The sequence below is a fragment of the Paenibacillus haidiansis genome (assembly GCF_036553665.1).
In the GTDB taxonomy this organism is placed as follows: Bacteria; Bacillota; Bacilli; order Paenibacillales; family Paenibacillaceae; genus Fontibacillus; species Fontibacillus haidiansis.
Map to the genome: position 1 here is coordinate 235,091 of NZ_JAZHPZ010000005.1, position 15,320 is coordinate 250,410.

At 51.4% G+C, this 15,320-nt stretch carries 17 protein-coding genes; 10 read left to right on the top strand and 7 right to left on the bottom strand.

Annotated elements, in window-relative coordinates:
- Nucleotides 1–17: 17 nt before the first annotated feature.
- Complete coding sequence (locus V3851_RS12640) at nt 18–974, bottom strand: sensor histidine kinase (RefSeq protein ID WP_331846894.1); 957 nt, start codon at nt 972–974, stop codon at nt 18–20.
- Complete coding sequence (locus V3851_RS12645) at nt 975–1,682, bottom strand: response regulator transcription factor (protein ID WP_331846895.1); 708 nt, start codon at nt 1,680–1,682, stop codon at nt 975–977.
- 296 nt (nt 1,683–1,978) lie between these two features.
- Here V3851_RS12645 and V3851_RS12650 point away from each other — a divergent pair, with 296 nt between their 5' ends.
- The 3 genes from V3851_RS12650 (at nt 1,979) to V3851_RS12660 (ending at nt 4,701) form a co-directional block, all read left to right on the top strand.
- Nucleotides 1,979–2,149, top strand: coding sequence for a hypothetical protein (locus V3851_RS12650; RefSeq protein ID WP_331846896.1), 171 nt, complete (start codon nt 1,979–1,981; stop codon nt 2,147–2,149).
- A 402-nt stretch (nt 2,150–2,551) separates the two neighbouring features.
- A complete protein-coding gene (locus V3851_RS12655) occupies nt 2,552–3,337 on the top strand; it encodes a TerC family protein (protein WP_331846897.1) in 786 nt (261 codons plus the stop codon).
- Between the two features lie 32 nt (nt 3,338–3,369).
- Entirely contained in the window at nt 3,370–4,701 is a 1,332-nt protein-coding gene (locus V3851_RS12660; RefSeq protein WP_331846898.1) for a hemolysin family protein, read from the top strand.
- Nucleotides 4,702–4,759: 58 nt separating this feature from the next.
- Here the strand turns inward: V3851_RS12660 and V3851_RS12665 are convergent, their stop codons facing one another.
- Together V3851_RS12665 and V3851_RS12670 are read right to left on the bottom strand one after the other, a co-directional pair.
- Nucleotides 4,760–5,479, bottom strand: coding sequence for a glycosyltransferase family 2 protein (locus V3851_RS12665; protein WP_331846899.1), 720 nt, complete (start codon nt 5,477–5,479; stop codon nt 4,760–4,762).
- On the bottom strand, nt 5,479–6,216 hold the full coding sequence (locus tag V3851_RS12670) for a glycosyltransferase family 2 protein (protein ID WP_331846900.1): 738 nt from the start codon (nt 6,214–6,216) through the stop codon (nt 5,479–5,481). The genes V3851_RS12665 and V3851_RS12670 overlap by 1 nt, the downstream gene beginning before the upstream one ends.
- Before the next feature lie 195 nt (nt 6,217–6,411).
- On the opposite strand from V3851_RS12670, the gene V3851_RS12675 reads away from it, so the two are divergent.
- From V3851_RS12675 to V3851_RS12685, 3 genes are all read left to right on the top strand, one after another.
- On the top strand, nt 6,412–6,981 hold the full coding sequence (locus V3851_RS12675) for a bifunctional transcriptional activator/DNA repair enzyme AdaA (protein WP_331846901.1): 570 nt from the start codon (nt 6,412–6,414) through the stop codon (nt 6,979–6,981).
- 20 nt (nt 6,982–7,001) lie between these two features.
- Complete coding sequence (locus tag V3851_RS12680) at nt 7,002–7,493, top strand: methylated-DNA--[protein]-cysteine S-methyltransferase (protein WP_331847061.1); 492 nt, start codon at nt 7,002–7,004, stop codon at nt 7,491–7,493.
- Nucleotides 7,494–7,662: 169 nt separating this feature from the next.
- Entirely contained in the window at nt 7,663–8,202 is a 540-nt protein-coding gene (locus V3851_RS12685) for an NADPH-dependent FMN reductase (protein WP_331846902.1), read from the top strand.
- Nucleotides 8,203–8,303: 101 nt separating this feature from the next.
- On the opposite strand, the gene V3851_RS12690 is transcribed toward V3851_RS12685, so the two are convergent.
- From V3851_RS12690 to V3851_RS12700, 3 genes are all read right to left on the bottom strand, one after another.
- Complete coding sequence (locus tag V3851_RS12690) at nt 8,304–8,699, bottom strand: VOC family protein (RefSeq protein ID WP_331846903.1); 396 nt, start codon at nt 8,697–8,699, stop codon at nt 8,304–8,306.
- A 102-nt stretch (nt 8,700–8,801) separates the two neighbouring features.
- Complete coding sequence (locus V3851_RS12695; protein WP_331846904.1) at nt 8,802–9,719, bottom strand: aldo/keto reductase; 918 nt, start codon at nt 9,717–9,719, stop codon at nt 8,802–8,804.
- A gap of 81 nt (nt 9,720–9,800) precedes the next feature.
- The gene (locus tag V3851_RS12700) at nt 9,801–10,427 is read right to left on the bottom strand and encodes a TetR/AcrR family transcriptional regulator (protein WP_331846905.1); all 627 of its coding nucleotides are present in this window, start codon (nt 10,425–10,427) and stop codon (nt 9,801–9,803) included.
- 229 nt (nt 10,428–10,656) lie between these two features.
- Between V3851_RS12700 and V3851_RS12705 the strand changes: the two genes are divergently transcribed.
- The 4 genes from V3851_RS12705 to V3851_RS12720 all read left to right on the top strand — a co-directional run bounded on the left by V3851_RS12705 (nt 10,657) and on the right by V3851_RS12720 (nt 15,287).
- The gene (locus V3851_RS12705) at nt 10,657–11,388 is read left to right on the top strand and encodes a glucose 1-dehydrogenase (RefSeq protein WP_331846906.1); all 732 of its coding nucleotides are present in this window, start codon (nt 10,657–10,659) and stop codon (nt 11,386–11,388) included.
- A gap of 239 nt (nt 11,389–11,627) precedes the next feature.
- Nucleotides 11,628–12,644: an SDR family oxidoreductase gene (locus V3851_RS12710; protein WP_331846907.1), complete on the top strand. Its 1,017-nt coding sequence runs from the start codon at nt 11,628–11,630 to the stop codon at nt 12,642–12,644.
- 170 nt (nt 12,645–12,814) lie between these two features.
- Nucleotides 12,815–14,110, top strand: coding sequence for a GntP family permease (locus V3851_RS12715; protein WP_331846908.1), 1,296 nt, complete (start codon nt 12,815–12,817; stop codon nt 14,108–14,110).
- Nucleotides 14,111–14,144: 34 nt separating this feature from the next.
- The gene (locus V3851_RS12720; protein WP_331846909.1) at nt 14,145–15,287 is read left to right on the top strand and encodes a glycerate kinase; all 1,143 of its coding nucleotides are present in this window, start codon (nt 14,145–14,147) and stop codon (nt 15,285–15,287) included.
- Nucleotides 15,288–15,320: the final 33 nt, after the last annotated feature.

Below are 15,320 nucleotides of genomic sequence, written 5' to 3' on the forward strand. Positions count from 1 at the left end.
TCGGAACGTTTCGGGTATCAGGCCCGCTCCGAACGGGGCAGGGTGACGGTAAAGCAAGTGCGGACACCCGGCGTGCTCTCCAGTTCGATAGTGCCGCCCAATCGCTCCACCAGCCGCTTTACGATGGTCAAGCCCAGCCCGCTGCCCTGCATATTCCGATTCCTTGAGTCCTCCATGGTGTACATCCGCTCGAACACCCGGGTTTGCTCCGTTCTCGAGATCCCGCGGCCTCGATCGATCACCCGGAGGTGAACTTTGTTCCCCGAAGGCCGGAGCGACAGGCCCAAATACCGGCCCTCCACTCCATACCGCATCGCGTTGGATAACAAGTTATCCAGAATACGGGATAACGCTTCTTCATTGGCATAGATCCACACTGGCTGCTCAGGCAGATCGAGATCAACCTGGAATCCCCGCTCGGAGAGGAGATCGAAGTACGCCAGAATCCGCTGGCGGCAGATTTCTCCGGCCTCCATCACCGAGAAAGGGAGGTCCAGATCGCCCGATTCCAGCCTGGCCAAATCGAAAAAAGTATTGATCAGTTCATGGACCTGCGCGGTCTTCTTATGGATTTCCCCAAGCATTCGCTTGCGTTCCTCTTCCGGGAGGTCGGCCTGCTGCGAGAGCATCTCGGCATATCCCATGATGACGGTCAGCGGCGTCTTCAAATCATGAGAAACGTTGGATAACATCCTGCGCATCGCCCGTTCCGTACCGGCATAGTCCGAAGCCGATTGAACGGCCCGGTCAAGCAGGCCGTTGATCGCCTGCAGGAGTTCCCGCAGTTCGGGAAGGGATGTCAGCGTAAGGATGCGTTCCTGCGTTAAGGGATGCCGGGGATCTGTTAGAGGCCCCAGTTTCTTGTTGATGTAAGCTAATTCTTTGCGAAGAGCGAGATTTGTCCCACGTTCATTTATGTACAAGATCGTCAGCGCGGTGATCGGGATCAGCAGCAACCACCCGTAACCGGCCATTTACCCTTCCCCCAGCCGATAACCGATTCCCCATAACGTCCGGATATACCGGGGATGGGACGGATCGTCCTCAATCTTCTCCCTCAGCCTTCTCATATGTAGGCTAATGACGTTATCGTCATTGTAGTACTCTTCGTTCCACACCTGCTGATAGAGCATGGCCTTCGTATATACCCGTGTCGGATGCTGAAGGAACAACTTCAGAATTTGAAATTCCTTTGGCGTCAGCAAAATCTCCATGCCCCGTTTGGTCACCGTAAAATTGCCGGGGTCCACCGTCAAGTCGCCGATGGACAATCGTTGCAAGTCCGGCCCATGCCAGGCCTCATCCTGGTTCGAGTATAACGTGGCCCGGCGGATGGACGCTTGCACGCGTGCGGCCAGCTCTATAAGCGAGAAAGGCTTGGCAATGTAATCGTCGGCACCGATCCGCAGGCCCAGCGCCTTATCGACTTCGCTGTCCTTGGCGGACAAGATCAGGATCGGGACGCTGCTCTCTTTTCGAATATGCTCCAGGATGTTGAGCCCGCTTCGGTTGGGCAGCATGAGATCCAGCAACACCAGATGATAGCTAGCGGATGCGAATTGTTGAAGCGCTTGCTCGCCGTCATCGACGACGGTGACATTGTAGCCCTCTTTGGCCAAATAATCCTTGACCATCGTGCTGATGGCCGGATCGTCCTCAATCATTAACAGATTGCCTTCCATGGTTTCGCCTCTCCTCTTGGAATTTAACCCCTATTCTAAGCCAGGGCCTTCTTTTCTACAAGAAGGGGCCAGCCACGCGGGAGGAGAACCCTCGGCTTAATTTGTCTGATGATCCCGGTGCTGTTGGGGTTTGGAGTTGCAAAATTTAAAGCAAATATGGCCCGGACGCTGCAGGGCGCAGCATCGCAAATCCAGATTGATGAAAGAGATAGCGCTCCGGAGGAGTCTGACCGGCGATAGAGGGAATAACGATCAACGTCACCAAGGAAATGGTGTATCAAGGCAATCTGCTACTGGTGAATAAAGACTATCCTGTTCCAAAAGGACTGTATCCTGAAGCCGAGGTGGTCAGCCTGATTCGGAATACCGAGCTTATCGACGGGTTCGGAGTGCTGGACAATAATACCGACGTGACAGCGGTGGAAGTGTATGCGGACGGCGTTTGCCTGGAAGACGGCATTTCTTAAAGACATCAAGCCGGGTGCCCAATATCGGGTTTTCGTCAAAATTCCGGACCCGGTTTAAAATCGGAAACAAGATTCTTCTTTACAAACCCTATCAGATCAGTTATATTTATTAAAAATTAATATTCTTCCTAAAGGGGAGTAGCTTTTACAACAAAGTCGTCATTTCGGAGGCCTCAATCTTCCGGCTTTGTTGGCGACGGTTGACGTTGTTAGCAAGACCTTTACCTAACGAATAGGTAAAGGTCTTTTATTGTATAGAGCCTTTACCGCTTCTGGTAAAGGCTCTATTGTTTTTATCCGACTAAATTTGGAAGGGAGCAGATTCCGAGACATGTAGACCCGGATGTAAGGCCCGTAAGCGGGAAACAATACAAAAAGTTAAAGAAAAGGAGTGCGGATCATATGGATTTATCATTATTTTTTGAATATGGGGGCGTCTTGTTGTTGCTGGTCGTCCTCGAGGGCCTGCTCGCGGCGGATAACGCCCTGGTGCTGGCGATCATGGTGAAGCATCTTCCGGAAGCCGACAGAAAGAAGGCATTATTTTACGGATTGGCGGGGGCGTTCGTATTCCGTCTGGCCTCCTTGTTCATCATTTCTTTCCTGATCGATGTGTGGCAAATTCAAGCCATCGGCGCGCTGTACTTATTATTCATTTCGATTAATCATATTGTTAGAAAGGTCGCATTTAAAGGGAAACAAACGGAGAAGGAGAAGAAAGAACGCAAACCGTCCGGATTCTGGGCGACCGTATTCAAGGTGGAGTTGGCCGACATCGCCTTTGCGGTGGACTCTATCCTGGCCGCGGTGGCGCTGGCCATGACGCTGCCGGAGACACCGCTTCCGGCGATCGGCGGAATGGACGGCGGCAAATTCATCGTCGTGTTCCTCGGCGGATTTATCGGGCTGATCATAATGCGGTTTGCGGCTAACCTGTTCGTCAAGCTGCTGCATTCCAGACCGAATCTTGAGGTCGCCGCGTTTGCGATCGTCGGCTGGGTGGGCGTTAAGCTGGCCGTATTGACGTTAGGGCATGAGGAAGTGGGGATTATCCCTCATGACTTCGCCCACTCGACGCTCTGGAAAGTCATTTTCTACGTAGTTCTGATTGCTATGGGCGTGACGGGCTGGTTCCTGTCAGGCGATAAAGGAAAAGCAAACAAACCCGTAGCGGAGCACGAATCGTAAGATTTAAAAATCAAAAGGGAGGTTATGCATAGTTGGGCCCCGAAATCATAGTGCTCTTCGTACTCATCGTGATTAACGCCTTTTTTGCCGCGTCGGAGATGGCACTCGTTTCATTGAACGATAATAAGATCAAACACATGGCCGGCGAAGGCCACAAGAAAGCGAAGCTGGTTCAAAATTTACTGGAGCAGCCCGGCAATTTCCTGGCTACGATTCAGATCGGGATCACCTTGGCCGGATTTCTGTCGAGCGCCTTTGCCGCCGACAGCTTTGCCGGTGTACTGGCGGACGCCCTTTACAATTGGGGAGTTCCGCTCGATCCGGATCTGCTGAGAACGATCTCCACCGTTGTGATCACACTCATCTTGTCTTATTTTACATTGGTACTGGGAGAACTCGTGCCGAAACGCCTTGCCTTGCAGAAGGCGGAGGCGATCGCCTTTTTCGCGGTAGCTCCGTTAATCTGGCTGGCGAAGTTGACGACTCCCTTCGTCAAGCTGTTGAATGTGTCCACGAACGGGATCGTCCGTTTGTTCGGAGTGGACCCCAATGCGGAGGACGATCAGGTAACGGAAGAAGAAATCCGCATGATGGTCGATGTCGGGAAAGAAAAGGGAACGATTCAGAAACTCGAAAAAGAAATTATCGACAACATCTTTATGTTCGACGATAAGATCGTATCGGATATAATGACCCACCGGACCAGCATCGTGGCGATCCCGGCAGACTATTCGCTGCGCGAGACCGTGCATATCGTCAATGAGGAGAAGTACACCAGGTTTCCCGTTTATGAAGGGAATATCGATAAAATTATCGGGATTCTGCATGTCAAGGATCTGATCCATTTCATGGAGCATGGCGACAGGGATCAATTTCAATTGCGGGACTTGATGCGCGAGCCGTTCTATGTGCCGGAATCCTTACCGATCGACGAGCTGTTCGAAGATATGCGGAAGAACAAAATCCATATGGCGATTGCCATCGACGAGTATGGCGGAACCGACGGCATGATTACGATTGAGGATCTGATCGAAGAGATCGTCGGCAACATTTACGACGAGCACGACGAGCCGGAGCTGCACGATGTGGACCGGATCGACGCGAATCAGTATTGGATGTCGGGAACGATTCATCTGTACGAAGCGGAGGAAATCTTGAAGGCGAATCTGCCGGTCCATGAGTACGATACACTTAGCGGATTTCTGATCGGCCGGCTTGGATATATTCCGAGCAACGAGGAGCGGCCGACGATCACTTACAATCATATCCGGTTTGTGGTCAGCGAAATTGATGACAGAAGAATCCTCAGGGTGAAGGTGATTATGGAGCCCGAGGCGGATCATACCGAGAACACTATGAATTAACGGATGGCGTCAAAAAGAAACCGGCCCGTTCAGGAATAAGCTCCTGACCGGCCGGTTTTTAGTTTGGGCTGACGAATCTTCGCTTGTTTGTCACCTTCATCGTTTTAACATTACTCCTTAGAAGCTTTCTGTCGCTGACGATCCAAGTATGATCCTTTGAATTGCGCTCGCGGACCGCGAGGAAATGGTATGGATTTCCCGCATATATTTTGAACCCTTTCTTGAGACTCCGGGAGCAAAATTTCACGCATTCTCCCCGGTTTTGGGCGGGAAATCTAACCCGGTTGAATACATGCCGTTTAACGAGCAGGGTCGCTCCTTGAACCAGGGGAACATATTGCTCCGCCTTGTTGTGATAGCGGAACAGAAGGGGCTTCTTTCCCTTCAATTCCATGTAATGAGCCCGTTTTCCGACAATATCGGCTTTAGTCTTTAGCAGGGTTCGTACACTGTCGGTCAAATAGCCGGGTGCGTAATAGTCGTCATCGTCAAATTTGGCGATTAAATCGTGTTTGGACATTTTGACCCCGTAGTTCAGGCACTGCCCAAGCGGCACATGGCTCGGCAGGCGGTAAATTTTGACGTCCTTATATGGTTTCGCGGCTTCGATGTACTCATCTAATTTCAAGCTTTTATGATTCAATATGACGATAAGCTCTTTATTTTCATAGTTTTGCCGGCTGTAATTCCGAAAAAGCGTGTCCATACACCGCCGCCGTTTCGTGCAGGTGATAATGGTGACGGATGGGTTGCCCCGCAAGAGCTCCTGCCCGGGCATTATTGAGCGCCCCTTGGCTTTTTTTGGACATAGCTTTTGTAATTTTTGACGTTCGGAATTTTTTGATGGTGGGCGATCAGCTCTTTGTCGCTGATGACCCAGGTGTGGTTCGCTGAATTTTTCCGGCGTACGGCGACAAAGTTGTATTTTCCCGCGGAATACACCTTATATCCCTTCCGTTTGCTTCTTACGCAAAAGAGGTCGTCCTCGCCGACGCTTCGGTCGGGAAATTGGACGCGGTTCAATACGCTCTTTCTGATGACAAGCGTAGCCCCCGGAAGCTTGGCGACGGGCCGGTTTTCGTCATGCGGAAAGCGAAGGATGAGCGTCTTCGACCCGCGTAAATACATATAATGCGCGCGTTTGCCGATGACATCGGCTTTGGTGCGCCGAAACGCCTGCAAGCTGTCTTTTAAATAGAGAGGAGCATAATAGTCGTCATCGTCGAACTTGGCGATATAGTTGTATTTTGCTTTCTTGACGGCGAAATTCAAACAACTCCCCAAGGAGGTATGTCCGGGAACCCGGAATACGGTGACGTTTTTATGCTTCCTGGCCAGGTTTTCGTAAGGCGCAAGCGAAATTTTATCGTTGTTGACGATAATGATCAGTTCTTTCTTCGAATGCTTCTGTCTGCTGTAATTGCTGAACAGGTTTTTTAAATAACCTTGGCGGTTTGTGCAGGTGATAATGGAAACTCCCTGCGAATTTTTAACGTTTTTTGGGCCCGCATCCATTGAATCGCTCTCCTTATCTACAAGAATCAAAGCACGTCTCCCTTCAAAATATGTAAGCGGCAATTCGGTGTAACGGCATATCCGCAAAATGGAGAATGAGCACAACCTCCGAAAGACCGTAAGCGCAAGATCGAGGATGAATTCGGCATCCCATTCCTGTTAAAATGGGTTTACATTGCAGAGGAGGAGCCGCGGATGGAGAAAAAATTGAACCTTTCATTTGACGAAAAGTGGGAGAAGATCATAGCTTGCGACGAAAAGTATGACGGGCTATTTTATACTGCGGTGAAAACAACGGGAATCTATTGCCGTCCTTCCTGCCGGTCCAGAAAGCCTAAGAGAATCAATGTGGAATTTTACGACGATCGCAAGCAGGTCGAAAACGCCGGTTTCCGCCCTTGCAAAAGGTGCCAGCCCGAAGTGGAGCATTCTCCGCATGCCGGGCTTGTCCGGGATGTCATCTCATTTCTGATTAACCATTATAAACAGAAGCTGGTATTGCGGGATATTGCCGCCCATGTGGGCGTGAGCCCTTTTTATTTGGAGCGGTTATTTAAGCGGGAAACCTCCGAAACGCCGCGGACGTATCTGGAGAAAATCCGGGTCGACAAAGCCGCGTGCCTATTGCGCAGCAGCGGGCTTACCAATCTGGAGATTTGTTATGAGGCCGGCTTTCAGAGCCCGTCGAATTTCTATAAAATATTTCAGCGGTTAAAGCATTGTTCGCCCAATGAGTACCGTGCGGGTGAGGGAAAGGAGCTTTAGCCATGAATATGGGATATCCGATGAAGCCATTGCATAAACTGGATTACGAATCGCCTATCGGGGTCATTGAAATCGTGGGAACCGAGGAGGCCGTTTGGTCGATTATGTACTCAGCCGAGGACGGGGTTAAGGATATCGAAAACGGGAATACCCCGGCCGCATTGGTGGCATGTTATACGCAGTTGGACGAATACTTTAAGGGGGAGCGTGTTAATTTCTCTTTTCCTTACAAATATGAAGGGACGGATTTTCAGAAAACAGTATGGCGGGCTTTAACCGCGATTCCTTATGCCCAAACCGGCTCCTACACGGACATCGCGGTGGCGATCGGCAACGAAAAGGCAATCCGCGCGGTCGGTAGCGCTAACGGGAAGAACAAGCTGAGCATCGTCATTCCCTGCCACCGGATTATCGGCGCCAGCGGGAAATTAACAGGCTATGCCGGGGGATTGTGGAGAAAGGAATGGCTCCTTCGGCATGAAGCCCGGACAGCTGGCAGTATAAAGCGATAAACATTTAATTATGTTACTGTTACTTTTATTTAAATGTACAAACTTTTTGTAAGCAGCTTGACAAAAGGAACTGTATAATTTATTATTATCTCATATTCAAGACACTTAATTTTAAGGCAGTTAAAGTCAAATATAATCTAAAGCAAAATGCCAAGGAGGAAGAAGGATTATGTCGAAGTTGAATATCGGGATTATTTTGGGAAGTACCCGCGAAGGCCGCTTAAGCCCGCAAGTGGGAGAATGGGTCAAAAAGATCGGCGACGAGCGCGGCGACGCCAACTATGAAATCGTAGATATCGCGGATTACAAGCTGCCGCTGCTCGGCGAAGCCGACGCGACGGAGCAAGCCACCGCTTGGAATACCAAGCTGGCTGGCCTGGACGGCTTTGTATTCGTCGTACAGGAATACAATCACAGCATCACCGGAGCTTTGAAAAACGCGCTCGATTATGCGCGCGAAGCCTGGAACAATAAAGCGGCAGGCATTGTCAGCTACGGTTCCGTGGGCGGGGCCCGCGCGGCCGAGCATTTGCGCGGCATTCTGGGCGAATTGTCCGTAGCGGACGTGCGCGTTCATCCTGCATTGTCCCTGTTTACCGATTTTGAGAACGGCTCTGTATTCAAGCCGGCCGATCTGCATCTGACCAACCTAAACGGGATGCTCGATCAAGTGATCGCTTGGAGCGGCGCATTGAAGACTTTGCGGTAATATTCCATTCAACTAGAGCCCCTATAAATAAGCAGCCCTTTCCGTTATACGACGGGAAAGGGCTGCTGTTTATTTTGCGGTCGTGATATTCAACTTCGTCCCTAGGCTTCCGTGCTAATCTGCCAGGTGACGCCGAACGGGTCCTGCAGGCGGCCGAAGAGAGTCCCCCAGAACTGCTTCTCCAGCGGCATGATGACTTTGCCGCCTTCCGACAGCTTGGCGAACGCCTCGCGCGCTTCCGCCTCCGTTTTGAATTCCAGATTCAAGTCGTAAGGGACCCCTTGTCCCGGCGGCTCATGCATGGAATCGGCGATATAGAAGCTTACGCCCGCGGCGGTAAACGACATATGAATGATTTTGTCCTTCATCGCTTCCTCTGTACCGGGGGCTTGTCCATAAGTCATTTGATGCTGGATTTCTCCACCGAGCGCTTCAACATAGAATTTTGCCTGAGCTTTGGCATCGTTGGAATAGAAATAAGGCGTTAATTTTGCCATTTCAAATCCCTTCCTTCCATAAATTGGCGTAGGCTTTCAGTTTCTATTATAACCTTTGCCAGCCGGTGGAACCATCCCGTTAGTGTGATTTTTATCTCTCATTTAAGGAAGGATATTACCCTCGGAGAGGAAGATGTCATACCATTCCTGGCGTGTCAGGCGGATTTCCGCGGCCTTGCAGCAATCCTTAAGCCGCTCGATATTCATCGTGCCGATGACCGGCTGCATGTTCGCCGGGTGGCGGAGCAGCCAAGCGATGGCGATCGTCGTGTTGCTGACTCCGTATTTGGCCGCAACCTCGTCGATCTTTCGGTTGAGTTCCGGGAACTTCTCGTTTCCAAGAAATACGCCTTCGAAAAATCCGTATTGGAACGGGGACCAAGGCTGAATCGTAATATCGTGCAATCTGCAGAAATCAAGAACACTGCCGTCGCGGTTTACGGCCGCCGCATTCTCCATGTTAACATTAAATCCTTGAGAGATCATGTTGGCGTTCGTGATGCTGAGCTGGAGCTGGTTGGCGACGATCGGCTGCTTCACATACTTTTGCAAAAGCTGGATTTGCATCGGATTCTGGTTGGATACACCGAAATGACGGACCTTGCCCGCTTGCTCGAGCTGTTCGAAGGCTTCCGCCACTTCCTCCGGCTCGACGAGCGCATCCGGGCGGTGCAGCAGCAGCACATCCAGGTAGTCGGTGCGGAGCCGTTTCAGGATGCCGTCCACCGAATTCAGAATATGCTCCTTGGAAAAATCGAACATCCCTTGGCGGATGCCGCATTTTGATTGCAGAATGATGCTATCGCGAACGCTCGGGCTCATTTGGATCGCTTCCGCGAAAATTTCCTCGGATTTACCGCCTCCATAAATATCCGCATGGTCAAAGAAATTCGCCCCTTCCTCCAGGGCGGTTTGAATAAAGCGCTCGGCTTGCGGCTTATCGAGCGATTCCATCCGCATACAGCCTACCGCGATTACGGGAACTTCCAATGTACTGGTGCCAAGTTTCATCGTCTTCATGCATATTACCTCCATTTAAAGTTCAATCTTCTGTAGTTTGACACAGATATAAAGCGGTTTCAAGGCTTCAACGACGGCACGCTACATCGCGCCGGCTCTTTTCATAATGACCATGTCGGCCGGTCTGTTCAAAATAATCATGGTCATTTGATCACACATATAATTCGACGAAAATTTGAAATCGGATTGAACCCAGTATTTGATCAGGCCCAGCAAGGCATTCGTCTGATAGCTTAATATCAGCTCATAATCGACATCGGGAATCGAGTCGTGCTTGAGCAAGAACATTTCTTCCGAAAATAAACTCCAGTAGAGCTGTTCGAGCCGCTCGTAGAGCGAAGGGGACGATGGGATCGCATGCAACGCCCTGAACAGGTTTTTGTTCTTTTCAATATGCTCAAACAATAGCCGCGTGGTCGGGATAACATCGCTGAGGCTGATCTGTTTTTTGTTTTGAAAGGGAATAATGAGCGATTCTTTAACCCCTTTGATCGCGTCGTGAAATAAATCCTCCAGAAGATCGTTTTTGTCCTTGTAATGAAAATAGAAGGTACTGCGGTTGAAGTCGGCACGGTCGGCGATTTCCGAGACGGTAATGGCGCCGCTGTCCCCGCTCTCCAAAATGAGCTGGATGAAAGCTTTCTTAAGGGCATGGATCGACTGCAGTTTCTTCCGTTCCTGACGACGGGAAATGAGCAACAGAATCACCTTCCTATGTATGAATTGTGGTGTAAATCCATCAAAAAGGGCCGTAATGGCGGACTTCCGTCACATTCAATTCTCCTGTTTGTTGAAAGCGGTTATCTATACAATTATTATAATTTTGATATTTGATTATTAACATACTAATTTTTTGTAAGGGCCTCAATAGCATGGTGAACAGCCAGATGTTCCGGGAACAATAAACACAAATTGGACTAACGAGGAGATGTTTACAATGGCTAGACTGGACGGAAAAGTGGTCGTAATCACGGGGGGAGCGCGCGGTATGGGTGCAACCAGTGTGCGGAAGCTGTCCGCAGAGGGAGCCAAGGTTGTTTTTACGGATATTCTCGAAGAAGACGGAATCAAGCTGCAAGCAGAATTGGGAGACAGCGTGCTGTTCATGAAGCATGATGTATCGAAGGCTTCCGACTGGCAAGCGGTCATTCAAAAGGCGGAAGAGACATTCGGGCCTATAAACGTTCTGGTGAATAATGCGGGCATCGATGTGCCGGAAGTCGATCTTCAGGATGCGCCCGAAGATATGTATCGCAAAGTAATCGATGTAAACCAGGTTTCCGTTTTTCTCGGCATGAAATATGTGGTTCCATCCATGCGCAAAGCCGGAGGGGGCTCCATCGTAAATATCTCTTCGCTTGCCGGGCTTATCGGAGCCTACAAAAAGATAGCTTATACGGCTTCCAAGTTTGCGGTTAGAGGCATGACCAAAGCGGCGGCGCTGGAGCTTGGAGAGTACGGAATCCGGGTAAATTCCATCCACCCGGGATTTATCAGAACACCTATGACGGAAGCTCTGATCAACGATGATTTGGAAAGAAGCTTCCCGATGAGAAGAGTAGGCCGCCCGGAAGAGGTATCCAGCCTCGTTCTCTTCCTGGCTTCCGATGAATCCAGCTATTCCACCGGATCGGAATTTGTCATCGACGGGGGCTTGGGCGCCCAATAAGAATGGAACAGTGAAAGACCGTCCTCTTAAATTAGAGGGCGGTCTTTTTACAAATTTTTCTAAATTCCCCAATCGTGCCCGCTCTTCTTCGGCTGCTCAAGCGCTTCGAGAATGCATAGTTGGTTTAAATTTTATTTAATCATACAACGAACCGCACGAGTGTAAACCCGCATTTTATTTTTTTCTATCTCAATTCGTGGTAACATGAGGGCAAACTAACGACTTTGGGAGGCGACGTTATGAAAGCGCTCTTTATTGGAGGAACGGGAACGATTAGCTCGGCCATCACCCGGCAACTGGCGGAATCGGGATGCGAGCTGTACCTTCTTAACCGGGGGAACCGGAATGACGAATTGCCGGCGGGCGTCCGCATTATACAGGCCGATATCAACCGGGAGGAAGAGGTATCCAGGCTGATCGAAGGTCATTCGTTCGACGTGGTGGCGGATTTCATCGCATTTGAACCGGCGCAGCTGGAAAGAGACTACCGTTTGTTTCATGGGAAAACGAAGCAGTTCATTTTCATCAGCTCGGCTTCCGCCTATCAAAAACCACTGTCCGATTACCGGATTACTGAGGGAACTCCGCTATCCAATCCGTATTGGGCTTACTCCAGAAATAAAATCGCCTGTGAGGAATATTTAATGAAGCAGTATCGGGAGCAAGGTTTCCCGGTTACGATCGTAAGACCGAGCCATACATACGACGAGCGGTCCATCCCGCTTGGAGTTCACGGAAGCAAGGGTGCCTGGCAAGTGGCCCGGCGGATGCTGGACAACAAACGGGTGATCATTCACGGCGACGGCACCTCGCTCTGGACCTTGACTCACAACAGCGATTTCGCCAAAGGGTTTATCGGCTTGATGGGCAATATCCACGCCATCGGCGAGTCGGTCCACATTACTTCGGACGAGAGCGTAACCTGGAATCAAATCTACGAAATTATCGCGGATGCGCTCGGCGTGAAGCTGCAGGCGGTGCATGTCTCCTCGGAATTTCTCGCCGCATGCAGTCAAGACGATTTAAGAGGCAGTCTCCTCGGTGACAAGGCGAACACCGTCGTATTCGATAACTCCAAGCTGAAACGGCTGGTGCCCGGGTTTACGGCAACGGTCCGGGTGGATCAAGGCATCAAGCAAACGATTCGGCACATTCTGGCCCATCCCGAATATCAGGTGGAAGACCCTGAGTTCGATCTCTGGTGCGATAAGGTGATCGGCGCACTGGAGACGGCGGCAAAATCGGTGACGGAATAGGAGAGCAGAACGTTATGAGGGTCGGCAGTTTCACTGCCGGTCCTTTTTTATTGCCTGTTCATTTTAGTTGTGCACTTGCACAATACATTTCGTCCCTTCATCAATATTAAAACAAGCGAACAAGCTATATACTGAAAGCGTATTCAATAAAAGACATGGGGGTCAGACAAATGGAACAATTTACGATCAGTTGGATCGGTGCCATTGCCGGACTAGCGATTGCCATTATTCTTATTCTAAGAAAACTGAATCCGGTATATGCTCTGTTCGTAGGCGCCATTCTGGGCGGATTGATCGGCGGGGCGAATCTGGAAGAAACCTTAAACTTTCTTGTAAGCGGTACCCAAAGCGTCATGGGGACGGTGCTCCGGGTACTGGCGGCCGGCGTATTGGCCGGTGTGATGATGGAATCGGGGGCGGCCGAGACGATTGCCCAGGCCATCGTCAAGAAGTTCGGCGGAGGCAAGGCGATCTTCGCATTGGCGTTAGCGACTATGATTATTACGGCGGTCGGCGTGTTCATTCCGGTTGCGGTATTGATCGTCGCCCCGATCGCATTGTCCGTCGGCAACAAATCGGGAATCTCGAAGCTCGCGCTTCTTCTCGCCTTGTCCAGCGGGGGGAAAGCGGGGAACATTATTTCCCCGAACCCGAATACGATCGCGGCGGCGCGCGGCTTCAATCTCGATCTTAGCGATGTGATGCTGGCCGGATTCATTCCGGCAGTCTGCGGTTTGATCGTTACGGTTATCGTTGCTTCATTGATTAAGAAAAAAGGAGTTCTGGTCTCGGACGAAGAAGCCCAAGACGGGGATATCGATACTTCAAAATATCCGCCGCTCGGCAGAGCTATCGTAGCCCCCTTGGTTGCCGTAGTTTTGCTGATGATCAACCCGATCGGGTCGATTCTGGGTATCGACGCTTTGGAGGCGTTCAAAGTGGATGCGCTTTATATTTTGCCGATCGCCGGAATCATCGGGATGCTTGCGATGGGCAAAGGAAAGAAGATATTGGAGTATTCGGCGGCAGGCTTGAATAAAATGACGGCGACCGTATTGATTCTGATCGGCGCGGGCGGCATCGCCGGGCTGATCTCCGCTTCCGACTTGTCCAACCAGGTCGTGGCGCTGATCGAAACGTCGGGAATTTCCGGAACGTTCCTGGCTCCGATCGCCGGTATTCTGATGGCGGCGGCCACGGCTTCCACATCGACGGGCGTTATTTTGGCGACGGGCTCGTTCGGAGAGGCGATCCTGAATATGGGGACCGCACCGCTTGCCGCGGCCGCGATGGTTCATACCGGGGCGACCGTAATCGACTCGTTGCCGCAGGGCAACTACTTCCACGTCACGGCCGGGGCGATGAAGATGAGCATCAAGCAACGGCTCGGGCTCATTCCTTACGAGGCGATCGTCGGCGGAACCATGGCGATTGTGGCGACGCTGATCTACGGATTTTTCCTATAATACACAACTAATACACAACATGGGGTGAGAGAAGATGAAGGAGACGACATTTGTACTGGCGCCGGATTCTTTTAAAGAGAGCATGACGGCAAAAGAGGTTTGCGTGGCGATGGAAAAAGGACTGCGCAAAGTCTACCCGGAGGCCGAATATATCCATGTTCCGATGGCCGACGGGGGAGAGGGGACGGTGCAATCCCTCGTCGACGCTTCGGGCGGGCGGATCTTTACGAAAGAAGTGACCGGCCCGCTCGGACAGCCGGTTACCGCGAAGTACGGCATTCTTGGCGACGGGACGACCGCGGCCATTGAGATGGCGTCGGCCAGCGGGATTCACCATGTCACGAAGGAAACGAAAAATCCGCTGATTACGACGACTTACGGAACGGGAGAACTCATTCGCCAATGCTTGGATAAAGGGATCAAGAAGATCATTATCGGCATCGGCGGCAGCGCGACGAATGACGGCGGCACAGGCATGGCCGAAGCGCTGGGCGTCAAATTCCTCGATGCGGCGGGAAATGTGCTTCCACGCGGCGGAGGCAGCCTGGAAAAGCTGGCGACGATCGATGTGTCCTCTGTCGATCCCCGCTTGCAAGAGGTGAGCATGATCGTGGCCTGCGATGTGACCAACCCGCTTTGCGGCGACAATGGGGCTTCGCATGTATTTGGCCCGCAGAAGGGGGCTACGCCGGAAATGGTCGAGCGGCTCGACGCGAATCTCGCTCACTATGCGGAAATCGTGAAGCGGCAGCTGCACAAGGATGTACGCGATATTCCGGGCGCTGGCGCCGCCGGCGGCCTGGGCGCGGGGCTGCTGATCTTTACCCAGGCCGTCTTGCAAAGAGGGATCGAAATCGTCATTGAGTATACCGGTTTAAGAGAAAAGGTGGCGCAGGCCGATTTCGTCTTTACGGGCGAGGGCGGCATCGATTTTCAGACCAAATTCGGCAAGACGCCTTACGGGGTCGCCAAGGCCGCCAAAGAACGCGGCAAGAAAGTTATTGCGGTGGCAGGCTATATCGGAGAGGGGATCGATACCCTCTATGGAGAAGGCTTCGATGCGATCTTCGGCATTGTCCCGGGCGCGGGCGAGCTGGAGAAGGTGCTGGCCGCAGGGCCGCAAAACGTGGAGCGGACCTGCGAGAATATCGCCAGAGTGCTTAAATTTAGCGAATAACCTAGTTGGAAGGCGACCTCGAAATCTTCGCTT